This window comes from Streptomyces sp. DT2A-34 (assembly GCF_030499515.1).
Taxonomy (GTDB): Bacteria; Actinomycetota; Actinomycetes; order Streptomycetales; family Streptomycetaceae; genus Streptomyces.
Genome location: NZ_JASTWJ010000001.1, coordinates 1,852,444 through 1,876,518, shown reverse-complemented (window position 1 = coordinate 1,876,518; position 24,075 = coordinate 1,852,444). Strand labels below are relative to the sequence as shown.

23 protein-coding genes and 1 pseudogene are annotated in these 24,075 nt (G+C 70.8%); 7 read left to right on the top strand and 17 right to left on the bottom strand.

From position 1 onward, the window contains the following. Window positions 1–21 precede the first annotated feature (21 nt). From QQM39_RS08150 to QQM39_RS08140, 3 genes are read right to left on the bottom strand one after another with little or no spacing between them, the layout of a single operon-like run. Window positions 22–1,032, bottom strand: coding sequence for an NAD(P)-dependent oxidoreductase (locus tag QQM39_RS08150; protein ID WP_301995992.1), 1,011 nt, complete (start codon window positions 1,030–1,032; stop codon window positions 22–24). A 52-nt stretch (window positions 1,033–1,084) separates the two neighbouring features. Beyond that, the gene (locus QQM39_RS08145) at window positions 1,085–2,539 is read right to left on the bottom strand and encodes a cell wall metabolism sensor histidine kinase WalK (protein ID WP_301995991.1); all 1,455 of its coding nucleotides are present in this window, start codon (window positions 2,537–2,539) and stop codon (window positions 1,085–1,087) included. After that, a complete protein-coding gene (locus QQM39_RS08140) occupies window positions 2,536–3,234 on the bottom strand; it encodes a response regulator transcription factor (RefSeq protein ID WP_301995990.1) in 699 nt (232 codons plus the stop codon). The genes QQM39_RS08145 and QQM39_RS08140 overlap by 4 nt, the downstream gene beginning before the upstream one ends. A gap of 152 nt (window positions 3,235–3,386) precedes the next feature. Here QQM39_RS08140 and QQM39_RS08135 point away from each other — a divergent pair, with 152 nt between their 5' ends. From QQM39_RS08135 to QQM39_RS08125, 3 genes are read left to right on the top strand one after another with little or no spacing between them, the layout of a single operon-like run. Continuing rightward, entirely contained in the window at window positions 3,387–4,724 is a 1,338-nt protein-coding gene (locus tag QQM39_RS08135; RefSeq protein ID WP_301995988.1) for a ferredoxin reductase family protein, read from the top strand. Between the two features lie 18 nt (window positions 4,725–4,742). After that, window positions 4,743–5,450: an FMN-binding protein gene (locus QQM39_RS08130; RefSeq protein WP_301995987.1), complete on the top strand. Its 708-nt coding sequence runs from the start codon at window positions 4,743–4,745 to the stop codon at window positions 5,448–5,450. A 2-nt stretch (window positions 5,451–5,452) separates the two neighbouring features. Next, complete coding sequence (locus QQM39_RS08125; protein ID WP_301995986.1) at window positions 5,453–6,193, top strand: FAD:protein FMN transferase; 741 nt, start codon at window positions 5,453–5,455, stop codon at window positions 6,191–6,193. Between the two features lie 358 nt (window positions 6,194–6,551). Here the strand turns inward: QQM39_RS08125 and QQM39_RS08120 are convergent. Further along, window positions 6,552–7,058, bottom strand: a pseudogene (locus QQM39_RS08120) (ArnT family glycosyltransferase); the annotation flags it as partial. Then, the gene (locus QQM39_RS08115; protein ID WP_367668913.1) at window positions 7,055–7,909 is read right to left on the bottom strand and encodes a glycosyltransferase; all 855 of its coding nucleotides are present in this window, start codon (window positions 7,907–7,909) and stop codon (window positions 7,055–7,057) included. The pseudogene QQM39_RS08120 and the gene QQM39_RS08115, both read right to left, overlap by 4 nt. 190 nt (window positions 7,910–8,099) lie before the next feature. Here QQM39_RS08115 and QQM39_RS08110 point away from each other — a divergent pair, with 190 nt between their 5' ends. From QQM39_RS08110 to QQM39_RS08100, 3 genes are read left to right on the top strand one after another with little or no spacing between them, the layout of a single operon-like run. Continuing rightward, a complete protein-coding gene (locus QQM39_RS08110; protein WP_301995984.1) occupies window positions 8,100–9,275 on the top strand; it encodes an ABC transporter ATP-binding protein in 1,176 nt (391 codons plus the stop codon). Next, window positions 9,272–9,958 (top strand): ABC transporter permease, encoded by a 687-nt coding sequence (locus QQM39_RS08105; protein WP_301995982.1) that lies wholly within the window; start codon window positions 9,272–9,274, stop codon window positions 9,956–9,958. Before QQM39_RS08110 ends, QQM39_RS08105 begins: the two co-directional genes overlap by 4 nt. Continuing rightward, window positions 9,955–10,623 carry an ABC transporter permease gene (locus QQM39_RS08100; RefSeq protein ID WP_301995980.1) on the top strand — a complete coding sequence of 223 codons (669 nt, stop codon included), beginning with the start codon at window positions 9,955–9,957 and terminating at the stop codon, window positions 10,621–10,623. The genes QQM39_RS08105 and QQM39_RS08100 overlap by 4 nt, the downstream gene beginning before the upstream one ends. Here the strand turns inward: QQM39_RS08100 and QQM39_RS08095 are convergent. The 5 genes from QQM39_RS08095 to QQM39_RS08075 are packed head-to-tail and all read right to left on the bottom strand — an operon-like array spanning window position 10,617 to window position 15,021. Continuing rightward, window positions 10,617–11,036, bottom strand: a complete 420-nt coding sequence (locus QQM39_RS08095; RefSeq protein ID WP_301995978.1) for a RidA family protein — start codon at window positions 11,034–11,036, stop codon at window positions 10,617–10,619. The two genes, QQM39_RS08100 and QQM39_RS08095, sit on opposite strands and share 7 nt — an antisense overlap. 46 nt (window positions 11,037–11,082) lie before the next feature. Continuing rightward, on the bottom strand, window positions 11,083–11,610 hold the full coding sequence (locus QQM39_RS08090) for an ATP/GTP-binding protein (RefSeq protein WP_302003514.1): 528 nt from the start codon (window positions 11,608–11,610) through the stop codon (window positions 11,083–11,085). Between the two features lie 44 nt (window positions 11,611–11,654). Next, window positions 11,655–12,071: a DUF742 domain-containing protein gene (locus tag QQM39_RS08085; protein ID WP_301995976.1), complete on the bottom strand. Its 417-nt coding sequence runs from the start codon at window positions 12,069–12,071 to the stop codon at window positions 11,655–11,657. Window positions 12,072–12,085: 14 nt separating this feature from the next. Then, window positions 12,086–12,562, bottom strand: coding sequence for a roadblock/LC7 domain-containing protein (locus QQM39_RS08080; protein ID WP_301995974.1), 477 nt, complete (start codon window positions 12,560–12,562; stop codon window positions 12,086–12,088). Then, on the bottom strand, window positions 12,559–15,021 hold the full coding sequence (locus tag QQM39_RS08075; RefSeq protein WP_301995972.1) for an ATP-binding protein: 2,463 nt from the start codon (window positions 15,019–15,021) through the stop codon (window positions 12,559–12,561). Before QQM39_RS08075 ends, QQM39_RS08080 begins: the two co-directional genes overlap by 4 nt. Before the next feature lie 293 nt (window positions 15,022–15,314). On the opposite strand from QQM39_RS08075, the gene QQM39_RS08070 reads away from it, so the two are divergent. Then, entirely contained in the window at window positions 15,315–16,268 is a 954-nt protein-coding gene (locus QQM39_RS08070) for an ABC transporter substrate-binding protein (protein WP_301995970.1), read from the top strand. Between the two features lie 58 nt (window positions 16,269–16,326). Here QQM39_RS08070 and QQM39_RS08065 read toward each other — a convergent pair whose 3' ends face one another. The 7 genes from QQM39_RS08065 to QQM39_RS08035 all read right to left on the bottom strand — a co-directional run bounded on the left by QQM39_RS08065 (window position 16,327) and on the right by QQM39_RS08035 (window position 23,855). After that, complete coding sequence (locus tag QQM39_RS08065; protein ID WP_301995968.1) at window positions 16,327–17,715, bottom strand: glycoside hydrolase family 43 protein; 1,389 nt, start codon at window positions 17,713–17,715, stop codon at window positions 16,327–16,329. Window positions 17,716–17,859: 144 nt separating this feature from the next. Continuing rightward, complete coding sequence (locus QQM39_RS08060; protein ID WP_301995966.1) at window positions 17,860–18,444, bottom strand: ATP/GTP-binding protein; 585 nt, start codon at window positions 18,442–18,444, stop codon at window positions 17,860–17,862. After that, window positions 18,431–18,790, bottom strand: coding sequence for a DUF742 domain-containing protein (locus QQM39_RS08055; protein ID WP_301995965.1), 360 nt, complete (start codon window positions 18,788–18,790; stop codon window positions 18,431–18,433). The genes QQM39_RS08060 and QQM39_RS08055 overlap by 14 nt, the downstream gene beginning before the upstream one ends. Window position 18,791: 1 nt before the next feature. Continuing rightward, window positions 18,792–19,211, bottom strand: coding sequence for a roadblock/LC7 domain-containing protein (locus tag QQM39_RS08050; protein WP_062705779.1), 420 nt, complete (start codon window positions 19,209–19,211; stop codon window positions 18,792–18,794). Window positions 19,212–19,222: 11 nt separating this feature from the next. Next, the gene (locus QQM39_RS08045; RefSeq protein ID WP_301995964.1) at window positions 19,223–21,616 is read right to left on the bottom strand and encodes a nitrate- and nitrite sensing domain-containing protein; all 2,394 of its coding nucleotides are present in this window, start codon (window positions 21,614–21,616) and stop codon (window positions 19,223–19,225) included. A 198-nt stretch (window positions 21,617–21,814) separates the two neighbouring features. Then, window positions 21,815–22,810: a substrate-binding domain-containing protein gene (locus QQM39_RS08040; protein ID WP_301995963.1), complete on the bottom strand. Its 996-nt coding sequence runs from the start codon at window positions 22,808–22,810 to the stop codon at window positions 21,815–21,817. A 241-nt stretch (window positions 22,811–23,051) separates the two neighbouring features. Further along, window positions 23,052–23,855 carry an SAM-dependent methyltransferase gene (locus QQM39_RS08035; protein WP_301995962.1) on the bottom strand — a complete coding sequence of 268 codons (804 nt, stop codon included), beginning with the start codon at window positions 23,853–23,855 and terminating at the stop codon, window positions 23,052–23,054. Window positions 23,856–24,075 lie beyond the last annotated feature (220 nt).

Below are 24,075 nucleotides of genomic sequence, written 5' to 3'. Positions count from 1 at the left end.
GCACCACCGGTCCGAGTGAGACTACGCCCCCCGCAGTCCGGCTTCCGCGAACTCCCGCATCCCCTCCGCGAACCCCACCCCGGGCTTCCAGCCCAACTCCGCCCGCAGCCGCGAGGAGTCCGCCGTGATGTGCCGTACGTCGCCCAGCCGGTACTCCCCGGTCACCACCGGTTCGGGCCCGCCGTACGCCGCCGCGAGCGCGCGGGCCATCTCGCCGACGGTGTGCGGGTCGCCGCTGCCGGTGTTGTACGCCGTGAGCGCGCCCTCCGGCAGCGCGGCCGAACTCGCCTCCAGCGCGGCCACGTCGGCGGCGGCCACGTCCCGTACATGGACGAAGTCCCGGCGCTGGCGCCCGTCCTCGAAGACCCGCGGGGCCTCACCGCGGGCGAGTGCCGAGCGGAAGAAGGAGGCGACCCCGGCGTAGGGGGTGTCGCGGGGCATGCCCGGGCCGTAGACGTTGTGGTAGCGCAGCGACACCGCCGTGCCGCCCGTCGCGCGCGCCCACGCCGCCGCCAGATGCTCCTGGGCGAGCTTGGTCGTCGCGTACACGTTGCGCGGATCGACCGGGGCGTCCTCCGCGACCAGGCCGGGCGCGAGGTCGGCGCCGCACACCGGGCAGGGCGGCTCGAAGCGCCCCGCGTCCAGGTCGGCGACGGCACGCGGGCCCGGCCGCACGACGCCGTGGCGTGCGCACGCGTACCGCCCCTCCCCGTACACCACCATCGACCCGGCCAGCACCAGCCGCCGTACGCCCGCGTCGGCCATGGCGGTGAGCAGGACGGCCGTGCCGAGGTCGTTGCGGGAGACGTACTCCGCGGCGTCGCAGAAGCCGGCGCCGAGGCCGACCATCGCGGCCTGGTGGCACACCGCGTCGACGCCGGTCAGGGCGGCGCGGACGGTGTACGGGTTGCGTACGTCCGCTTCGGGGTCGGCGCGGACGTCGTACACCACGGGCTCGTGCCCGTGCGCCGCGAGCGCCTCGACGACATGGGACCCGATGAACCCGGCACCGCCGGTGACCAGTACACGCATGCGCTCACGCTAGGGGCGCGACGGGCGTTTCGGCCGTTCGGCGCCGGTCATGTCACGGGTCCGTAAGACGTCCGAGCGTGAGCGGGATCGTCACCGTGAACACCGTCGCCCCCGGCTCGCTGGTCAGGTCGATCCGGCCGCCGTGCGCGTGCACCAGTGACTGGGCGACCGCCAGACCCAGGCCGCTGCCTCCCCGGTCGCGGCTGCGGGCCTTGTCGACGCGGTAGAAGCGGTCGAAGACGCGCTCCCGGTCGGCGGGCGGGATGCCGGGGCCGGCGTCGGCGACCCGGACCTGGGCCGAGCCGTTCGCCATCGACACCGCCACGGAGACCTGCGTGCCGGGCGGGGTGTGCATCGCCGCGTTGGTGAGCAGGTTGTCCAGGACCTGGCGGACGCGCTGAGGGTCCAGGCGGAGCTTCAGGGAACCGGGGCCGGGCGCCACCGCCAGCGGGTGGTCGGCGTGGGTGACCCGGAACGCGTCCGCCGCCTGCTCGACCAGCTCCACCAGGTCCGCCTCCTGCGGGCGCAGCGGCGTCTCGACCTCCGCGGCGTCCAGGCGGGCGAGCAGCAGCAGGTCGTCGAGGAGGAAACCCATACGGGCGGCCTCGGCGCGCAGGCGGGCCAGGTGCCTGTCCCGTTCCTCGGGGGCGTTGGCGGCCGCGTACTGGAAGAGGTCGGCATAGCCCCGCACCGACATCAGCGGCGTGCGCAGCTCGTGCGAGGCGTCCGCCACGAAGCGCCGCAGACGCTGCTCCGCCTCCGCCCGCACCGCGAGGGAGTCGTCGATGTGCTCCAGCATCGTGTTGAACGCGGTGCGCAGCTCCTCGACCTCGGGCCCGCCACTGCGCCCGTCGTGCCGCACCGGCAGCCGTGCCGAGTCCGTCAGGTCGTGCGAGGTGATGCCGCGGGCGGTGTGCGCCATGTCGCTCAGCGGCTTCAGGCCCCGCCGCAGCATCCCCCGCCCCAGGACGACCAGGGCCAGCAGCGCCAGCCCGAAGGTGACCACCTGGATGGTGATCAGCTGGCCCACGGTGTCCTCGATGTCCTCCATGGGCGCGGCGCTGACCAGCACCACACCGGGCTCGACCTCGCAGGCGCGCAGCCGGTACTCGCCCTTGCCCCGCAGGTGCTCGGTGCGCAGCAGCTCCGTGTGCGCGGCGGTCTGCGCCTGGGCGAGGGAGGTGAAGTCGTCGACGTCCTTCGGCAGGTCGGCGGGGTCCTCGGGCCTGCGCAGCTCCGGGGTGCCGTCCGCCACGTCGTACACGGCGTAGAACCAGCTGTAGTACTTCTTGCCCGACAGCGTGCCGTAGTCCGCGATGCTCTTGGACTGGGCGATCTGGCCCTGCGCGAGCTGCGTGTCCAGCTGGGCCGACAGGTAGTCCCGCATGTACGTCGTCAGGGCGGTGCCGACGACGCCGAACACGACCAGGGACAGCACGCCGAGACCCAGCGCCAGCCGGGTCCCGAGCCGCATCCCGCGGTACGCCCGCCGCAGCCGCCCGATCACTCGGACGCCTGCCGGATGACGTACCCGAAGCCCCGCACCGTGTGGATCAGCGGCGCCCTGCCGTCGTCGGACTCGTCGAGCTTGCGGCGCAGCCGGCTGACGACCAGCTCGACGACGTTCGAGCGGCCCCCGAAGCCGTACTCCCACACATGGTCGAGGATCTGCGCCTTGGTCAGCACGGTCGGTGACTTGCGCATCAGATAGCGCAGCACCTCGTACTCGGTCGGCGTGAGCGTGAGCAGCCTGTCGCCGCGGCGCACCTCGCGGGTGTCCTCGTCCATCATCAGGTCCGCCACCCGAAGGACGGAACGCTGGAACCCGGGCCCGGCGCTGCGCCGCAGCACGGTCCGCAGCCGGGCCATCAGCTCCTCCACCGCGAACGGTTTGACCAGGTAGTCGTCGCCGCCCCGGGTCAGCCCGGCCACCCGGTCGGCGACCCCGTCGCGGGCGGTCAGGAACACCACGGGCACCATCGTCCCGGCGCCGCGCAGCCGGTCCAGGACGCCGAAGCCGTCCAAGTCGGGCAGCATCAGGTCCAGCACCACGATGTCCGGCCGGAACTCGGCGGCCAGCCGCAGGGCCTCCTGACCGGAGTTCGCGGTGACCGCCTGCCAGCCCTCGTAGCGGGCGACCGTCGCGACGAGGTCGGCGATGGGCGGGTCATCGTCCACGACCAGAAGGCGTACTTTCTCCACCCGTTCATAGTGCGGCACCCGGCGACCATTCCCGGGGGCGGGGCGGGTACCGCGACCACATCGATAACCAGTTGAAAGAAGTACGACAGCTTTTCGACAGCAGCGGCCGGACAAGCTCGATATCCACAGACGAGATCAAGGAGCTGTCGCCCGTGACGACCGTCAAATCGCCCCCTGCGCCCCCCACGGCGATACGCCCCAGGGTGGTCGCCCGCACGGGCCTGTACACCCTGCTGGCCGCGAACGTGGCCGTGGTGCTCTACTTCTTCTTCGCCGCAGGGTTCGCCTCGAACACGCTCATCGTGCTCGGCCGGCTGACCGGCCTGTTCGGCGCCCTGCTCATGGCGTTCCAGCTGCTGCTGGTGGCCCGGCTGCCCTGGTTCGACCGCCGGATCGGCATGGACCGGCTGACCTCCTGGCACCGCTGGACCGGCTTCAGCGTCCTGTGGGCCCTCCTCGCGCACGTCGTGTTCATCACCTTCGGCTACGCCGAGTTTTCCTCCCTCGACCCGGTGAACCAGCTGATCGACCTCGCCGAGACGGTCGAGGGCGTGCTGCGCGCCGTCGTCGCGCTGGGGATCATCATCGTGATCGGCGTGGTGTCGGCCCGGTTCGCGCGCCGCAAGCTGGCGTACGAGACGTGGCACTTCATCCACCTGTACACCTACGTCGCCGTCGTCCTGGCGTTCACGCACCAGGTCGCGGTCGGTACGTCCTTCACCTCGTCCTCCGCCGCCACGGCGTACTGGTACGCGGTGTGGGGCGTCGCCCTCGCCTCGGTGTTCGTCGGCCGGCTGGTCCTGCCGCTGTGGCGGAACTGGCGCCACCAGCTGCGCGTCTCCGCGGTCGTCGCCGAGTCCGACAACGTGGTCTCCGTCTACATCACCGGCCGCGACCTGGACAAGCTGCCCGCGCGGGCCGGCCAGTTCTTCCTGTGGCGGTTCCTGACGAAGGACCGCTGGTGGCAGGCCAACCCGTTCTCCCTGTCCGCCGCCCCCGACGGCCGTACGCTGCGCCTGACCGCCAAGGCGGCCGGCGCCGGCTCGGCGGGCCTGAGGCACATCAAGGTCGGCACGCGCGTCTTCGCCGAGGGCCCCTACGGCGCCTTCACCACGATGCACCGCACCCGGCCGGAGGCCGTCCTCATCGCGGGCGGCGTCGGCGTCACCCCCATCCGGGCGCTGCTGGAGGAGCTGCACGGCCACGCGGTCGTCATCTACCGGGTCGCCACGGACCGGGACGCGGTCCTGTACGGCGAGCTGGTCGAGCTCGCCCACGCCAAGGGCGCCGAGCTGCACTTGGTGACCGGCCCGCCCGTCCCCGACAAGCTGGCCCCCGCCGAGCTGACGCGACTGGTCCCGGACATCACCGACCGGGACGTCTTCCTGTGCGGCCCGCCGCCCATGATGAACGCGGTGATCGGCAGCCTGCGCGAGCTGGGCGTGCCCAAGCAGCAAGTCCACTTCGAGCGTTTCAGCCTGGCCGGCTGAGAAGGACGGGAAAGACACGTGAAGCGAGCAATACCTGTCCTGGTCCTGAGCGTCGCGGGCCTGGTCCCGGTCTGGCTCTACGAGCCGTCCCTCGGTACCGCCTCCACGGAAGCCTCGACGCCCTCGGTGTCGTCCTCCGCCGCGTCGGGTTCGGGCTCCGGCGGCACGGTCGTCAAGGGCTCGACCCTGCAGACCGAAAAGGGCCCCGTGCAGGTCCAGGTGACCTTCCAGGGCACCAGGATCACGGCCGTGAGGATGCTCCAGCAGCCGAACCATCCGCAGACGACGGCGGCGGTGCCGAAGCTGATCGCGGAGACGTTGGAGGCGCAGAGCGCGGACATCGACACGGTGTCCGGCGCCACGATCACCAGCGGCGGCTACAAGGAGTCGTTGCAGGCCGCCATCGACGCGAACGCGAACGCGGAGTCGGCGTCCTCGTCCTCCGCCTCGCCCTCGGCGGCCGCCGCCGCGCAGACGGTCGACGGCCCGACCCTGCAGACCGTCAAGGGCCCCGTGCAGGTCCAGGCGACCTTCGAGGGCGAGAAGATCACGGCTGTGAAGATGCTCCAGCAGCCGAACCATCCGCAGACGACGGCGGCGGTGCCGAAGCTGATCGCGGAGACGTTGGAGGCGCAGAGCGCGGACATCGACACGGTGTCCGGCGCCACGATCACCAGCGGCGGCTACAAGGAGTCCCTCCAGGCCGCGATCGACGCGAAGGGCTGATCATGCACCGAGTCGAACACGTCATGGGGTTCCCGGTCTCGCTGCGGGTCGACGACGAGCACGTCGGCGAGGAGGTGGCCGACGCCGTGTTCGCCTGGCTGCGCGAGGTCGACGCCCGGTTCAGCCCGTTCAAGACCGACAGTGAGGTGTGCCGCCTGGATCGGGACGAGATCGCGCGGAGTGACGTCAGCGCGGACCTCGACGAGGTGCTGGAACTGTGCGAGGAGTACCGGCTCGCCACCGGCGGCGCCTTCGACGTACGGCTGCCGGGGCGCGGTCTCGACCCGTGCGCGGTGGTGAAGGGCTGGTCCGTGCAGCGGGCCGCCGAGCTGCTGAAGGCGGCGGGAGCGCGGCGCTTCGTCCTCAACGCCGGTGGTGACGTGGTCGCCTCCGGCGGGCCCTGGCGGGTGGGGGTACGCCACCCCGAGCAGGCCGACAAGGTGTGCACGGTGGCCGAGCTCACCGACGGGGCGATCGCGACGTCCGCCCGCTACGAGCGCGGCGACCACATCATCGACGGCCGCACCGGACGTCCGGCGACGGGACTGCTCACCCTCTCCGTCGCGGCGTCCTCCCTGACCGTGGCGGACACGGTGGCCACCGCGGCCTTCGCCATGGGCGCGGACGGCGTCGAGTGGGCCGCCTCGCGGGAGGGCTGCGAGGTGTTCGCGGTGGACGCCGAGCGGCGGGTCTTACGTACCGAGGGCTTTCCGGTGGCTCGGGCGGAGGCACGGGCGGCGTAAAACGGCATAAAAGGGGCCGGTTCACCGGCTGACGCGACCCGAGCGGCGGCGGCATCATGTCCAAGGGACATGCGAGTGCCGTCGCCGGCCTCATGTGGGGCCGCGCAGCCGGGGGAGCGGTACATGAGGTGGTTCGGGCGGGGGCGGCGTGTACCCGAGTGGTACGCGGAGTTGGGCAGTATGACCAGCGAGGAGTTCCAGCTCGGCGTCCGCTGTCTGGAACGGGTGCTGTGGGAGTGCGGCCCTGGCGAGTACGCCCTCTGGCACCGCAGCGGCCGCATCCCGGTGACCGGGACCTTCACCCGACCTCGGATCGACATCCACATCGGCCCTCTGCTGCGTGACACCTGCACCTGGGAACGGCCACGGTGATCGGGGTGAGGGTGAGGGCCGGCGCGGCGATCGTCGCCGCGATCACCCCGAAGTCCCGCTTGACCATCCGGTACAGCAGCGCCACCGAGCCGACGCCCACCGCGACCATCGGCAGCATCAACTGCCAGGTGCCGTAGCCGAAGACGCGGGCCGACAGGCCCATCACCCACAGCGCGAACGGCGGTTTGTCGACGGTGATGAAGCTGCCGGCGTCCAGCGCGCCGAAGAAGAACGCCTTCCAGCTCTTGGTGCCGCTGTAGACGGCCGCGTTGTAGAAGGTGTTGCCGGTGACGGAGGAGAGGTTCCAGGCGTACAGGGCCGTGGCCAGCACCAGGATCGCCCACAGGGCGGGGCGGGCCCAGCGCGGGTCCTCGGGGGCACCGGTCAGCAGCCTGCGCGCACGGGTGGCGAGACCGCCGCCGGCCGGCGGTTCGGCGCGGTGCCGGGGCCCGCCGTCCTGGACGGGCACGGGGGGTGGGGCGAGAGTCGTCATGACGCGTACTCCAGGTGGGTGTTCGCCCCGACGGGCAGGACAGCGGCGGTGGTTCGGGCGGCCGGCGCCTGTGAGGCGCGGGTCCGGCGGGGTACGGCGGGGACGCGGGCGCGGCCGGTGACGGTGGAGCGCAGCATCCGGCCCATGCCCTTGAGGTCGTCGACGGCGGTGCGGACGATGTCGACCCGGCTGTCTGGGTCGTCCACCCAGTCGACCGGCACCTCGTGGATGCGGAGCTTGTTGCGCTGGGCCAGGACCAGCAGTTCGGTGTCGAAGAACCAGGCGGTGTCCTCGATGTGCGGGGCGAGCGCCCGGAAGACGTCCGTGCGCACCGCCTTGAACCCGCACTGCGCGTCGGAGAAGCGGGCCGCGAGCCCGAGCCTGAGCAGCAGGTTGTAGGACCGGGAGATGAACTCCCGCTTGGGGCCGCGCTCGACGTCCGCCTGCCGGTGCAGCCGGCTGCCGATGGCGAGGTCGCTGTGGCCCGACAGGAGCGGCGCGACCAGGGGCAGGAAGCCCTCCAGACCCGTGGACAGGTCCACGTCCATGTAGGCGACGACGTCCGCGGCGGAGCGGCTCCACACGTGCTGCAGCGCCCGCCCGCGCCCCTTGGCCTCCAGATGGACGGCGTGCACGTGCGGCAGCCGCTCGGTGAGTTCGGCGGCGGCCTGCCAAGTGCCCTCCGTGCTCGCGTTGTCCGCGATCGTGATCCGGAACGGGAACGGGAAGGACGTTTCGAGGTATGTGTGGAGACGGCCGATGCTGTCGGCGAGGACGTGCGCCTCGTTGTGGACCGGCACCACGATCTCGACCGACCGCCGCCGGACGCCTCCCGCGTTCGTTTCGTTCATGTCAGTGACCATCAGGGTCGCTTCTGGGGGATCCCTGAGGCCGCTCTGAGGGAAGGGTGAGAATCAGCGGACTCACAGGGTGCGCACAGAACAGTGCTGACCGGCACCGAGGAACCGGCCCGCGAAGACCCGAAACACAAGAGGTCTAGACTCTGCCGGACGGTTCCAGACCCGAAGGGTGTTCGGCGTTTTGATACGGATGGATTCAGTCACCAAGCGATACCCGGACGGCACGGTGGCGGTCGACCGGCTCTCTCTGGAGATACCCGACCGCTCGATCACCGTCCTCGTCGGACCCTCCGGGTGCGGCAAGACCACCACCCTGCGCATGATCAACCGGATGGTCGAGCCCAGTGAGGGCACCATCCTCCTCGACGGCAAGGACATCCAGCAGCAGCCGGTCAACACGCTGCGCCGGTCCATGGGTTACGTCATCCAGAACGCCGGTCTCTTCCAGCACCGCACGATCCTCGACAACATCGCCACCGTGCCCCGCATGCTCGGCTGGGGCAAGGAGAAGTCCCGGGCGCGGGCGCGGGAGTTGATGGAGCGGGTGGGGCTCCACGGGGCGCTCGCCAAGCGGTACCCGTACCAGCTCTCCGGGGGCCAGCAGCAGCGCGTCGGCGTGGCGCGGGCGCTCGCCGCGGATCCGCCGGTGCTGTTGATGGACGAGCCGTTCTCGGCCGTCGACCCCGTGGTGCGCAAGGGCCTGCAGGACGAACTCCTCCGCATTCAGGACGAGTTGGGCAAGACCATCGTCTTCGTCACCCATGACATCGACGAGGCCGTCAAGCTCGGCACGATGGTCGCCGTGATGCGCACCGGCGGCCATCTCGCCCAGTTCGCCCCGCCCGCCGAGCTGCTGTCCCACCCCGCCGACGCGTTCGTGGAGGACTTCCTCGGCGCCGACCGCGGCATCCGGCGGCTGTCCTTCTTCCCCTCGGCGGGCCTGGAGTTGCTGACCGAACCCATCGTCGCCGTCGACGCCACCGCCGAGCAGATCGCCGCCGCCTCCTCGGCCGAAACCCCCTATCTCCTCGTCACCGACCCGGACGGCAAACCCCTTGGCTGGAGCGAGCCGCAGGAGCTCACCGCCGGGGAGATCGAGGCCGGGCAACTGCTGTCGCATGGCCGCCCGTTCGTGGCCGGCACCGACTCGTTGCGGGCCGCCCTCGACTGTGCGGTGCTCTCGCCGACCGGCTGGGCCGTCGCCGTGGACGCCGAGGGCCGGGCCGCCGGGGTCGTCTCGCAGCAGAGCATCGGCGAGGCCATCCGGGGGGCGCACGCGGAGCGCGGCACGCACGCGGAGAGCGGTGCGGACGCGGAGCCCGGTGCCGACGGCAAGGTCCAGAAGGTCGCGCCATGAGCGAACTGTTCGACCTGCCCAGCGACCTCCAGAACAGCTATTTCGGACTGGTCGCCCTGCACCTGCGCGAGGCGCTGATCCCGGTGCTGGCCGGGCTGCTCGTGGCTCTGCCCGTCGCCCAGTTGTGTGTGCGGGTGCGCTGGCTGTACGCGCCCGTGCTGTGGGTGACGACCGTGCTGTACGCGATCCCCTCGCTCGCCTTCTTCGTCATCCTCATCAACTACACCGGCCTGAGCGAGTTCACGGTGATGATCCCGTTGGCCGTCTACAGCCTGGTGGTGCTGGTACCGGCGATCGTGGACGGGGTGCGGTCGGTGCCGCAGGAGACGCTGGCCGCCGCCACCGCCATGGGCTTCGGGCCCGTACGACGCTATCTCCAGGTGCAGTTGCCCATCGCCGCGCCGGCGATCCTCGCCGGACTGCGGGTGGCGTCGGTGTCGAGCATCTCCCTCGTCAGCGTCGGCATGCTGATCGGCAACGAGGGCGCCCTCGGCAACCTGCTCAACAGCGGCCTGATCTACAACCAGCCCCGCCTGATCTGGCTCTCCGTCGTGGGCACGGCCGTCCTCGCCCTGCTCGTCGACGCCGCCCTGATCGGTCTCCGCGTGCTGCTGACGCCCTGGATGCCGCGCGCCACCCGCAAGAACCCGCGCCCGCTCGCCGTGAAGGAGGCCGTCCGGTGAACGTACTGAACTTCATCAACTCCTTCTTCAGCGACAGCGCCCACTGGCAGGGTTACGACGGCATCCCGGCGCGGCTCGCCGAGCACGTCGAGTACACGCTGATGGCGCTCGGCATCGCCGCCGCGGTCGGCCTGCCGGTCGGCCTGCTCACGGGCCACACCGGGCGCGGCGGCAACGCGCTCGCCCTCATCGCCACCTCGGCCCGTGCGCTGCCCAGCTTCGGCCTGATGGTGCTGATGTTCATCCTGCTGGGCCTGGGCATGGCCCCCGTCATGATCCCGCTGGTCGTGCTCGCCATCCCGCCCATCCTCGTCACCACCTACGAGGCGATGCGCTCCGTCGACCCCGCCCCGGTCGACGCCGCTCGCGGCATGGGCATGGCCGAGACCGCGGTCCTGTTCCGGGTCGAACTGCCCGTCGCCCTCCCGTTGATCCTCAGCGGCCTGCGCTCGGCGGCCATCCAGATCGTCTCGACGGCCACCATCGCCGCGTACGTCAGCTTCGGCGGCCTCGGCCGCTACATCATCGACGGCCTCTACCAGCGGAACTACGAGAAGGTGGTGGGCGGCGCCACGCTGGTCGCCGCCATGGCGCTGACGACGCTCGCGGTGTTCTGGGCACTGGGCCGGCTCGCGGTGTCGCCGGGGGTGCGCAGGCGTCACTGACGCGTCGGAGCCGGCCGTACGGCGACCGCGTCGACCTCGAAGAGCATGCCCGGCAGTGCGAGCGAGGCGACCCCGCTCAGGGTCTGGGCGGGGAGCCGGTCGCCGAAGCGGGCGTGCAGCGCCTTGCCGAGGGTCTCCAGCTTGCCGGGGTCGTGGTCGACGATGAACGTGCCGAGGCGGACCACGTGTTCATAGCCGAGGCCGACGCCCTCAAGGGCCGAGCGCAGCCGGTCGAAGGCCAGGTCCACCTGGGCCGCGAAGTCACCGGGTACGGGCGCGCCGGAGGCGTCGGAGGCGTACTGGCCGCCGATGAAGACGGGTTCGCCGGGCGCCGAGACTGCGTGGCTGTAGCCGAACGGGGTCGGGTCGTGCAGGGCGGGCGGGTTGGTGATCGTGCGCTCGTCGAGGCTCATGGCTGATGCCAACGCCCGTGCGCCCGCGGGCATTCCGCGTCCGCCGTCACCCCTGCGTGCGCGCCAGCGCCAGTTCCAGTACGACCAGCAGGGCGTCCCGTACCGAGCCGCGCTCGCGGGCGTCGAAGACGACCAGCGGGACGCCGTCGGTGACGTCGAGCGCCCAGCGGACCTCGTCCAGGGTGTGCTCGACCTTGCCGTCGAAGGCGTTGACGGCGACCGCGAAGGGGATGGCTTTGTGCTCGAAGTAGTCGACGGCGGCGTAGCAGTCGTCGAGGCGGCGGGTGTCGACGATGACCAGCCCGCCGACCGCGCCCTCGACGATGTCGTCCCACATGAAGCCGAACCGCTCCTGGCCCGGCGTGCCGAACAGGTACAGCTTCAGGGTGGGGTCGATGGTGATGCAGCCGAAGTCCATGGCCACGGTGGTCGTGGTCTTGCCCGGGGTGTGGCTGAGGTCGTCCACGCCCGCCGCGACCTCCGTGATGGCGGCCTCGGTGGTTAGCGGCTCGATCTCGGATATCGAGCCCACGGTCGTCGTCTTGCCCACGCCGAAGCCGCCCGCGATCACCATCTTGACCGGCAGCGGCGGTCGCACGGCGGCCTGTTCAGTCGTCGTCACGGAGTGACCCCTCGTGAGTCGGGGATGGCGCGCAGGCCGTCGATGACCCTGCGCAGGACGGATGCGTCATGGACGACGCCCAGGTCGGGCACGTGCACCGTCAACTGCCCCGCGGCGCGCAGGTCCTCGGCGAGGACACGCACCACGTTGAGGTGCAGCCGCAGCCGGGCCGCGATCTCCGCGATGGACTGCGGCAGCCGGCACACGGCGACGATGTCGTGCCGCTCGAAGGCGAGCCGGTCGAGCGCGTCGAGCCCCTCGGTGGTGGCGACCACCTGGGTCTCGACGGGCATCGACCGGCCGTCGGCGTCGGCCGCCACCCGGCCGGCGGTGACCAGGAACGGCCGTACGGCGGGGGCGGGGCCGACCGGGGCCGGGCCGTCGGGGTCCGGCGGTGGGGTGCCGTCCGCCATGGGCTTGTCCGTCCTCAGCGGGCCGACGCGGCGCCGACGCTGTTCTTCAGCTCCAGCACGAGCTGCGGGCTGAGGGCGGACCCGGCGCGGTTGGCGAACACGGTCATCTCGTAGGCGATGTTGCCCAGCTTGGCCTCCTTGTCGGTGACCACGCCGAGCACGGCGCCGCTGCCGATCACGGAGACCAGGACGTGGCCGCCCTCCAGGTCGATGATGACCTTGTTGAGCCCGCCGAGGCCGTAGTTGCCGGAGGCGCCGGTCGCCAGGCTGGTGATGCCGGAGACGATCGCGGCGAGCCGCTCGGAGTCGGCGTGCTCACGCAGTTCGGAGACGGCGATGAGCAGTCCGTCGGACGAGACGGCGATGGCGTCCACGACGCCGGCCGTCTCCTTCGCGAAGCGATTCAGCAGCCAGGTGAAGTCGGCTGCGGCGGCCTGCAGTTCGGCCGGTGTGGTGCCTCCCGCCGGGGTGCCACCTGTCGACGTGCTCACTGCTCCGCTCCTTCCGGGGGGTCGTTCTGGTCTTGCGTACGGGGGGTCGGGTGGGTGGCCGGGGCGGAGTGTTCTCCGCTGCCGGCGCGTCGGCTCTCGCGGTGCGCGCGTTCCACGGCGGCCTCGAACTCGTCGAGCGCGGCCCGCACGGCCTCGGGGTCCACGGTACGCACGGTCTGCCGCAGCGCCGCCTGCGGGGCGGAGGCGGCCGTCGTCGGCAGCGTCGCGCCGCGGACGCGGCGACGCAGGGGGCGGGTGGCCGGTTCCTCGGCGCGGGCCTCGGGGGCGGACGGTGTCTCGTCCGGTCGCAGGGCGGCGCCCCGCTGGGAGACCCGGCGGGGAAGAGGACGCGGCCCGTCGCCGTCCGCGCCGTCGTCCGGCCGTACGGCATCCCCCCGCACGGCGGCCGAGGGCCGCGGCCCGGAGGGGGCCGAGGGCGTCGCGGGGCCGGATGCCGGGGCGCCGACCGCACCGGCGGGGTCGGCGTCGTCCGCCTTCGTACCGCCCGGAACCGCGGCCAGGGCCGCCATGGCCGTCGTCCCCGTCGTGCTCCCGGTCACCAGCAGCGACGACGGCACCGTCACCTCGGCCGTGACGCCGCCACCCGGTGTACGCGACAGGACGACCGAGATCTCCCAGCGGCGGGCCAGCGTGCCGACCACGAACAGGCCCAGGACCTTGGTCGGTACCAGGTCCAGTCGCTCGCGGCGGATGAGGCGGGCGTTCTCCTCGTCGAGGCGCTCGGGGCTCATGCCCAGGCCGTGGTCGGCGACGACGATCACCGCGCTGCCGTGCTCGCCGTCCGCCACGGTCACCTCGACCGGGCGGCCCTCGGGCGAGAACGACACCGCGTTCTCCAGGAGTTCGGCCACCATCAGCGTCAGGTCGCCGATGACCTCCGGCTCCACCACGACCTCGGTCCGCGCGCGCAGTTCCACCCGCTGGTAGCCCTCGATCTGGCCGAGGGAGGCGCGTACGACGTTGGTGAGCGCGAGGGGCCCGGTGTCGAGGACCGCCTCGCGGATGCCGGCCAGCAGCATCAGACTGTCGGCGTTGCGGCGCAGCCGGACCGCGATGTGGTCGATGGAGTAGAGGCGCTCCAGGAGCGAGGGGTCCGTCTCGCCCCGCTCCACCACGTCGATCAGCGACAGCTGACGTGACGTCAGGTTGCTGACTCTGCGGCCCACGTTGCCGAACATCTCCGCCGTGTTGCGCCGGCTGAGCACCTGCCGCTCCAGCAGCGCGACCGCCGTGGTCTGCACCTGGTTGAACGCCTCGGCGAGTTCGCCGATCTCGTCGCGCGCCATGACCGGCATCTCGCCCAGCCGCGGTGGACCGTCGTCCTCGGCGTCGTCGTCGGCCACCCGGGCCAGCTCGCGCTCGGCGACCTCGGCGACCTGCCGCGCCGCACCCGTGAGGGCCTGCACCGGGCGGACCACCGAGCGGCGCACCAGCATCGTGAGGACCAGCCAGACGGCGAAGCCGAACAGGGCGAGCCCCAGCAGCGACAGCGCGCGCCAGGCCGCCGTCTCGGAGGCGCTGTCCGCCTGGTCGGCGATCTGGTCGATGAGCGAGGTGGTGATCGCCAGCCGGGTCCTGGCCTGGTCGCGGTAGGCGTCGTAGGAGTCGAGCGCCTGAGCGAGCGACTCGCGGACCTCGGCGGGCGACTCGGCCTGCACCGCGCCCGGGTCGATCTGCAGCTCGGCGTACTGCCGGCTGATGGTGGTCTGCGCCTGGGTGTACTTGATCCCGTCGAGCGTGCGGGCCTGTTCCTCGGTGGCGAACCGGGCGAAGCGCTCGGCCTGGTGGGTGTACTCGTCGTAGGCGCCGATCGCACCGATGAACTCGATGAGCGCGTTGGAGTCACCGGTCGACGCGGAGAAGACGCCGGTCTCGAAGGCGCTGTGCGCGGCGCCCGCGCGCAGCAGCGAGTCGAGCAGGTTGCCGGTGAAGGTCGTCGCGAGATCGGGGTTGCGGTCCAGCCCCAGGCCGTCGATCAGGCCCTGTGAGGCATGGGTGTACGCGGGGTCGATGTTGTCGGCGGCCAGATACCCCTGCTCGACGGTGTCACGCAGGCTGCTCAGGCCCTCGACCGTCTTCAGGGCCTGCGCCTCGGTCTCGGGCAACTGGTCCCCGAAAGCGTCGCGCACCCGCTGCACCTGGGCGTTCACCAGGGACTGTGTCGTGCGGTAGGCCGCGGGGGAGGGCGCGCTGCCCTCGGCGGCCTCGTGCCGTACGGAGAGCAGCACGGCCTGCTGGTGCTCGGCGGCCAGCCGGTCGACGAGCCTCGCGACCTCGACGCTCTCCCGGACCAGCCGGGCGGCGTCCGCGGTGTTGCGCGACTGCGCGGTCTGGTCGGCGATGAGGTAGGCGAGGAGAGCCGCGACCACGGTCAGCGGTACGCCCACGAGAAGGTTGAGTTTGCGCCGGAACGGCCAGCGGGCGGCGAACCCGCGCATACGTGCCTCCTTCGTGGCGTCACACGGCGCGCGAAGGCTTCACGTGACCGGTGTTGAGCAGGTCAATTTCGGGGAGACTACAGTCTCTTGCTGGTCATGACCGAAACTGGACATCAATAATCCGTTACAACACCCCGTGCCTCAACCGCCCCGCCCTCGCATCGGCCCACAACTACCCGTTTTCCGGGGCCAATCGTGACCGGGCTGCTCTTGACTGACCAAGATGCGGCTGGATTGGATCAGTGGAGAGCGTTCTTTGCGCACCACAATCCCCTGAATCCGGAACGGGAATCGTGACTCTCACCGCCCCACGCAGCAGGTCCCTCAGGAACCATCCCGGCGCGGCCGCCGTCGCGCTCGCCGCCACGGCGGCGCTGCTGGCGGGATGTTCCTCCTCCGACAAGTCCGACCCGCTCGCCGAGGACGGAGCCGGCGGCGACACCGTGGTCGTCGGCTCGAACAACTTCGCCGAGAGCATCCTGCTCGCCGACATCTACGGCGAGGCCCTGAAGGCCAAGGGCATCAAGGTCACCTACAAGCCCAACATCGGCAGCCGCGAGACGACCTACGGCCTGCTGAAGAACGGCTCCGTCACGGTCCTGCCCGAGTACAACGGCTCGCTGCTCGCCTACCTCGACCCGAAGGCGGAGCAGAAGTCGGCCGACGCCGTGAACGCCGCGGTGAAGGCCAAGCTGGACGCGAAGCTGACGCTGCTGGAGTCCTCGCCGGCCGAGGACAAGGACTCCGTCAGCATCAACGCCGAGACGGCGAAGAAGTACAAGCTGACCGCCGAGTCCAGCCTGGAGGACCTCAAGGACATCGCCCCGGAGCTGGTGATCGGCGGTTCGCCCGAGTTCCAGACCCGGCAGCAGGGCCTGAAGGGCCTGGAGTCCGAGTACGGCCTGAAGTTCAAGTCCTTCAAGGCGCTGGACGCGGGCGGCCCGCTGACCCAGGCGGCGCTGACGAAGAACACCGTGCAGGCCGCGGACATCTTCACCACGGACCCGACGATCACCAAGGAGGGCTTCGTCGTCCTCAAGGATCCGAAGAACCTCTTCGGCTTCGCCAACGTGACCCCGCTCGTCTACAAGAGCGGCGTCTCCCAGGAGGGCGTCGAGGCGCTCAACGCCGTCTCGGCCAAGCTGGACACCAAGACGCTCCTGGACCTGGACTCCCAGGTCCAGCTGGAGAACAAGGACCCGCTGGACGTGGCCAAGGCCTGGCTGAAGTCGGCCGGTCTCGACTGACCTCCGGCAGGCTCACGCGGGGTTGTGACGAGCTCTCGTCACAACCCCGCTGTGATGCTCAGTAGCCGACCTGGAAGGTGGCGTCCTGGCGCTCGGTGGCCGTGGAGATCGGGTCGATGCGCAGGGCGAAGTCGGCGTGCCTGATGTAGCGCGTCGGGTTGTTGTACGAGCGGAACGACGCCCACGAGGAGTCGGCGAGCCCGGCTGTCCGGTAGAACGTCGCGTCCGCGGCGAACGTCGACGTGCCGTCGTTCGCGTCGAGGCGCAGGGCGTAGCTGTAGTGCCGCAGATAGCGGGTCGGGTAGTTGACCGACTGGAAGGACACGCCCGAGGAGTCGGCGAGGCCCGGGACCAGCTTCCACAGCGAGTCCTTGTAGGGCTCGATGGGGTACTCGTCGATACGGCCGGCGTAGCCGGAGTGGCGGACGTAACGGGCCGGGTAGTTGTACGACTTCAGCCGGTTCCAACTGGGGGCGCCCCACTTGGCGACGAGGTTGTTGTACTGGGTCGTCGTGATCGTCGTGATGCCGCAGTGCTTGGAGTTGACCGGCTGGGTGTACGTCCGCTGGTCGAGCGCGGTCCAGGTGCCCCCCGACAGATCGGTGGACTGCCAGGCGTAGAAGACGCCGTTGGGCGTGTACGTGTCTCCCCACAGCCAGTAGGTGCTGGACGTCAGGGACTTGACGACGGTCGGGGCCTCGGTGCCGCCGTGCGCCACGCCCGAGGTGAAGGGCGTGAAGCTGCCCGGGTTCAGGGAGGTGGACCGCGCGCCCACCAGCGTCCCGTTCCTCTTGAAGTAGAGGTAGTTGACGCCGTTCGCGCCCACCGTCATGTCGCCGTCGATGACGTCGTACCCGGGGTCGAAGAAGACCTGGGGCGCCGAGACCGTGACGAAGTCGGTCGTGTAGTTGACCATGATCACGTTGTGGCCGCTGGAGTTCACCGACGAGTAGATGATCGCGTACTGGCCGCGGCCCGCGTCCCAGAAGGCCTCCGGCGCCCAGCTGTGGGTGACCATGTCGTGCAGCTTCAGCCGGTGGTAGCCGGTGAAGGTGCGCAGGTCGGTCGAGTTCCAGACGTGGATGTACTGGCTGTTGTAGGTCCAGTCGGTGCCCTTGAGGTCGGTGGCCAGCACCACGAACGTGCCGTCCTGCTTGCGCAGTATGAACGGGTCGCGCAGCCCGCCGGCCCCCTCGGTGGGCGTGACCACCGGGTTGTTCTGGTTCAGCGGCATCCAGCGCAGGCCGTCCGTGCTGACGGCGAGGTGGAGGCCGTAGTCGGTGCCGTCCCCGAGGTTGGTCGACTCGGTGAAGTAGCACATGACGTACGCCGAGTCGGCGGCGTGGGCGGTCCCGGAGCCGAGGGCCAGCGCGCCGGTGGCGGCGACGGGAAGGGTCGCGGCCATGCCGAGGAGGCGGCGGCGGGAGAGGTGGGCGGCATCAGTCATGTGCGCTCCATGGAGGTATGTTGTCGAAATATCGAACAAAGTTCGGCTAATCGATCAGAAGGTAGGGAGGTGGTGCCGACGGGTCAATCGTCCTGTCACGCTTGGCGGATTCCCGCCATCCGCCTGTGAGCTCGATGTGAACGGCTACGCCGTCTTCGCCGCCGCTATCAACTGGTCGATCAGGGCGATCAGTACGTCCCGGCACGACTCGCGCTCCCGCGCGTCGCACAGCAGCACCGGCACATGCTCGGGGAGGGCGAGGGCGTCCCGGATGTCCTCGGCGGGATAGGGATGTTCGCCGTGGAAGCCGTTGACGCCGACGACGAAGGGGATGCCCCGGCGCTCGAAGAAGTCGAGTGCCGCGAAGCTGGAGTCCGGCCGGCGGACGTCGACCAGGACGACGGCCCCGAGCGCGCCGATCGCCAGGTCGTTCCACATGAACCAGAACCGCTGCTGCCCGGGCGTACCGAACAGATACAGCACCAGCTCCCGGCTGATGGTGATCCGGCCGAAGTCCAGGGCCACGGTGGTGGCCCGCTTCTCCTCGATGCCGTTGAGGTCGTCGATGCCCAGACCGGCCGTGGTCAGGGGCTCCTCGGTACGCAGCGGGGCGATCTCGCTGACCGACCCGACCATGGTGGTCTTGCCGACGCCGAAACCGCCGGCGATGAGGATCTTGACCGTGTCGGGCGGCGCGACCGCCTCCGCGGTGGTGTCAGAGCCGGCCAAGGCCGTCCCTCACTTTCTGCAGCAGGTCCAGGTCCGGGGTGCGAGGAGTGACGGGGTGCGGCGGGTGCACGGTGATCAGGCCCGCCTCCAGCAGATCGCAGAGCATGATGGCGACCACGCTCACCGGCAGGTCGAGATGGGCCGCGAGCTCCGCGACGGCGATCGGCCGGGCGCAGCGCCGCAGGATCCGTGCCTGGTCGGGCTGCGGCCGCGGCGCCCGCTCCGGCGGCGGATCCACCGCCGTCACCGTCGTGATCAGCGTGAAGTCGGTGCGGCTCGGCCGCGTCCGGCCGCCGGTGAGGGTGAAGGGACGTACCAGCCGGGCCGCCGAATCGTCTCCGCTCACCTCACGCGCCAGGACCGACATGGGCCCGCGGTGCCGCCGACAGATGCTCGCCGATCTTCTTCACCAGCATGTTCATCTGGTACGCCACCACGCCGACGTCCGCGCCCTGGTTGGTGAGGACGACGAGATGGGCGCCCGGGCCCGCGGAGGTCAGGATCAGATAGCTGTGGGCCATCTCGATCAGCGCCTGGCGCACCGGTCCGCCTCTGAAGTCCATGCTGACGCCCTTGCTGAGGCTCATCAGGCCGGACGCGGTCGCCGCCAGTCGCTCGGCGTCGTCGCGCAGGAAGCCGGTGGACTTGCTGACCACCAGGCCGTCCTCCGAGAGCACGACGGCGTGGTTGACGTCGGCGACCCGCTCCACGAGTCCGGTGAGCAACTGGTCGAGCTGGGTGTCCGTGGCGGGGGTGGGGCGTGTCATGGCGATGTCCTTCATGAGCGGTCGGCGGACGGGGTGGAGGACGTGGGGGAGGAGGCGGAGCGGGCCGAGCCGGCTGTGGGCGGCTCCTCGTGGCGGCCGTCGTCACACGCCCCCCGAGCGGCCGGGGCCCGCTGGTCCTCGGCCTCGGGCGCGTCCGGTGCCTCGTGGTCGCTTTCGTCGCGGGCCTGGAACGTCCCCCGCTGGAAGCAGGCGAGCGAGGAGGCGGCTCGTTCCGCGGTGAAGTCGTCGGCGTACCCGTCCTCTTCGGCGACCGAAGCCTCCTCGCGCAGCTCGGCGGCCAGGCTGGTCTGCGGCACGCGCCGGGGGAGCGGGGAGAGGCGGTCACGGCCGGCGGCGGGCGCGGCGGTCCGCTCGGGCGCGGTGCGGGCCGGGATGACCGGGCGGGACTCCCGTACGGGCTCCTCCGGTTCGGCGGCCCCGGCGTGCTCCACCTCGTCCCGGTCCGGCGCGGGCACATCCCGCACCACGATGTCGTGCGGGATCAGCACGATCGCCGTCGTGCCGCCGTACGGCGAGGAGCGCAGGGTGACGGCGATGCCGTGCCGGCGGGCGAGCTGGGCGATCACGAACATGCCGAGCCGCAGGTCGTCGGCGAGCGCCACCACGTCGAACTGCGGGGGGTCGGCCAACTGGGCGTTGAAGGAGTCGTAGTCCTCCTCGGACATGCCGAGCCCGCGGTCCTCGACCTCCACGGCCAGGCCCTTGGCCACCATCGCGGCCCGCACCCCGACCGGGGCCGGCGCGGGGGAGTACAGGGTGGCGTTCTCGATCAGCTCGGCCAGCAGATGGATCACGTCCGCCACCGCGGGCGGCGCGACGTGCACCTCCTCCTCGGTGTACACCTCCACCCGCTGGTACTCGGCGACCTCGCCGACGGCACTGCGCAGGATGTCGATCAGCGCGACCGGCTCGCTCCAGCTGCGGCCGGGCCGCTCGCCGCTGATGATGACGAGGTTCTCCTCGTAGCGGCGCAACTGGCTGGCGGTGGAGTCCAGTTCGTACAGGCCCTTGAGGATCTCCGGGTCCTGGTGCGCGCGCTCCAGCGCGTCGAGTTTGGTGAGCTGGAGGTTGACCAGGTTCTGGCTCTGCCGGGCGATGCCGAGGATGACCTTCTGGAAGCCGCGCCGGGTGTCGGCGAGTTCGACGGCGGTGTGCACGGCGGTGCGCTGCGCGGTGTTGAACGCCTTGGCCACCTGGCCGAGTTCGTCGTGGCCGTAGTCCAGCGGCGGGGTCGCCAGCTCCACGTCGACCTTCTCACCGCGGTCGAGTCGGGCGACCACGTCCGGCAGCCGCTCCTCCGCCAGACTGAGGGTGGCCACGCGCAGACCGCGCAGGCGCCGGGACAGGGAGCGCGTGATGCGCCAGGACATCACGGCGCACACGAGTACGGCGACGAGGCCGCCCACGCTCAGGGAGCCGGCCTTGATGAGCAGCGAGCGCGCTTGGTCGTCGGTGCGGTCGAGCAGGGCCCGGGTCTGCTGCTGGATCAGGGCGGTGTACTGGTCGGAGAGAGTGTCGATCGCTGCGGCCCACTGCTTCTGGGCGTCGGGCAGGACCGTGCGGACGGCCTCGCCGCTGCCCGATGCGCGCGCCGCCAGCACCTGGTTCTCGATGACCTCCAGGTTCTGCCACGCCGACCCTTGGAGGATCCGCTCCGTCTGGGTCTTCACATCGCCGCGCAGGGCGGGGACGATCTGGTCCTTGAGCAGCCACCGGCGTGCGTTGACCAGTTCCGTGAACCGGGCCCGTACCTCCGCGTCGAGCTCCCCGGACGGCCAGGCGAGGGTGAGCAGCGCGTCCTCCTGGGAGACCAGCTCCGCCGCCTGTTCCAGCATGACGAGCGGGCCGGCCTGCGAGGTGAGGTTTCCGTCGTCGACCTGGGAGAGCTCCCGGAAGGCGTTGATCTGGTCGTCGATGATCGAGGTGTACTGGCCGAGTGCCTGCTGCGGGGAGATGTCGGTGAGGTCGTCGACCTGGTCCCGGTAGTACTCGAGGCTTCCGACTCCCGCGATGACGGAGTACATCCGGTCGCCGATGCGGTACGGGGCGTCCTCGATCGCCTCCGACCGGCCGACCAGCTTCGCGATCGCCGCGTCCGTCTGCCGCCGCTGCTGGTCGAGGGCGGTCCGGGCACCGCGCTGACCGGCCAGGAACGCGGCCGACAGACCGCGCTCCCGCTGCAGGGCGAGGGTCGCGTCGGTGCCCATGGCGCCGCTCGACCTGCTCAGCTCGGTCTGCTCCCGCAGCCGCAGCCCCTCCGAGAACATCTGCGTCGTCGTCACCCCCCACATGGCGGCGAGGGTGATGCTGGGGATCAGTGCCAGGAGGATCAGGGAGAGACGTATGGAGCCGAGGCGGCGCCGGGCACGTGTCTGCGGAGACATCGTCGTCCTAGGGCGATCAGTGGGGGGAGTGGGCGGCGGAGACGGAACGGCGGGGGGTGGGGAGGCGGGGGACGAGCGTGAGGGGTGACGACGCGTCCGGTACGGCACAAGGGATGCGCAGGATGTTATCCGCACAAGTGACCGTACAGCCCGTGAGTGACCGAATCTTTGGCGACACCGTTGTACAAACGGTTCCGCTCAGCGCGTCCCGTTGGCCGCGAACCTCGTCACCGATGACACATTGGCCTTCGAGACGATCGCGGGACCGGTGAGCACAGGCGCCTCGCCGCCGCCGAGGGTGTTGCCGTTGGTCTTGTAGAGCCAGAGCGAGTCCACGGCCAGATAGCCCTGGAGATACGGCTGCTGGTCCACCGCGAACTGAACATCGCCGTCCTTGACGGCCTTGACCAGGTCGCTGTTGAGGTCGAAGGTCGCGACCCGGGCGTCGCTGCCCGCCTTCTTGGCCGCGTCGACCGCCGCGAGCGCGAACTGGGCGCCCAACGTGACCACTTCGTCGATGCTGGAGTCCTGCCGCAGCCGGTCCGTGATGGCGGCGGTCGCCGCGTCCATGTCGGTGCCCTCCACATAGAGCATCTCGGTCTCGCCGCCGAACCCCTTCTTCACCCCGGCGCAGCGCGCCTCCAGGGCGACGTTGCCGCGCTCGTGGATGACACAGAGGGCGTGCTTGGCCTTGAGGCCGTCGAGCCTGTTGCCGACGACCGTGCCCGCGACGCTCTCGTTCTGGCCGAAGTACCCCAGCAGCCCCGCGGACCGCCACTGGTCCATACCGGAGTTGAGGCCGACCACGGGTATGCCGGCGGCCCGCGCCTCGGCGACCGGACCCGCCATCGCCGACGGCTTGGCCAGGGTCACCGCGATGCCGTCGGCCTTCTCACGGATCGCGTCCCGCATCAGCTCGGCCTGGCCCGCCGGGTCGTCGTCGTGCGCGTAGGTCAGGTCGACGCCGTCCTTGGCGGCCGCCACCTCGGCACCCTTCCGCACGAGTTCCCAGAAGGCGTCACCGTCACCGCCGTGGGTGATGAGGGTGATCTTCATCCCCGAGGTGCCCGCCGCCTCCGCCCCCGACGCGTCGTCGGACCCGCCGACGGCGGAGCAACCGGCCAGCAGCAGACAGGCGGCGGCCGTCAGGGCCGCGATGCGAGCGAAAGCGGAGGAGGGGGGTGGAGTCTTCATGAGGGTGCGGCACCTCGCTGTGCGGCCGAGCCGGAGGAACGAACGAGAGTACGGCCCGCGCCGCACGGGAGTGCGCCGACCTGGTGAACTCTCGCTGTGCCGGAGCCAATCGCGTGTGACCACTGATCGTCAAGTGTGCAACCACTCGGCGTGAGTCGTTGCTGCCACATCGTGATGAACCGCTGGCGGGAGGGCGGGCCGAGGACCGGCCCACCCCCGCTGCTCCCGCTCGTGAACCGGGTCAACTCGGCTTGCGCGCCACCGCCCCGTACATCGCGATGTCCTCGTCCCGGATCACCTCGGTGCCCGTTCCGTCCGGTCGCCACTTGTGCACCTGCACGATGCCGGGCTCGACAAGGTCCAGACCGGTGAAGAATTCCTCGGCCTCGGCACGGCTGCGCAACCGCATCGGCATGCCCCTGGCCGCGTACTCCCGGGCGACCCGACCCACCTCCTCCGGCGCGAACTCGGCGGTGCCGATGGACATCGCGAGGTAACTGCCCGCGGGCAGGGGCTCGATCAGCCGCCGCACGATCCCCACCGCGTCGTGCTCGTCCAGCAGGAAGTGCACGATCGCGATGACGGTGAGCGCGACCGGCTCCCCGAGATCGAGGGTCGCGCGGAACGCCGGGGCGTCGAGCACGGCCGCCGGATCGAGCATGTCGGCCTCGATGTACGCCGTCCTCCCCTCGGGTGTGCTCGACAACGCCCCCTGGGACAGCGCGATGACGAGCGGATCGTTGTCGACGTACACGACCCGCGACTCCGGGGCGACCGACTGGGCGATCTCATGAATGTTGGGCGACGTCGGAATCCCGGACCCGATGTCGAGAAACTGCCGTATCCCCACCTCCTCGACGAGATACCGCACGGCCCGGTTCATGAAATCCCGGTTGGCCCGCATGTGCACGGGCAACGCGGGCCACTCACGCGCCATGGCATCACCCGCTTCCCGGTCGGCCGGGTAGTGGTCCTTGCCGCCGAGGATGTAGTCGTAGATACGGGCGGAGTGGGCGATCTCGGTGTCAATACGTTCGGCGCGCATGAGGCCTTCGGGACACGGACGTCGGGCCGACTCAGTCTGTCAACGCCCCGGTGGGGGAGGGAAGTTGGGCGGGGGCATGTATCGCTGGGGGAGGGCTGGGAAGCTGATGGTTTGGCATGCCAACCCCGGGGAGTGCTGGGAGGTTGGTGGTTCGGCACGCCAACCCCCGGGTGCGAAGTCGGCGGTTCGGCACGTCAACCCCGCAGGCGCCGGGAACCCG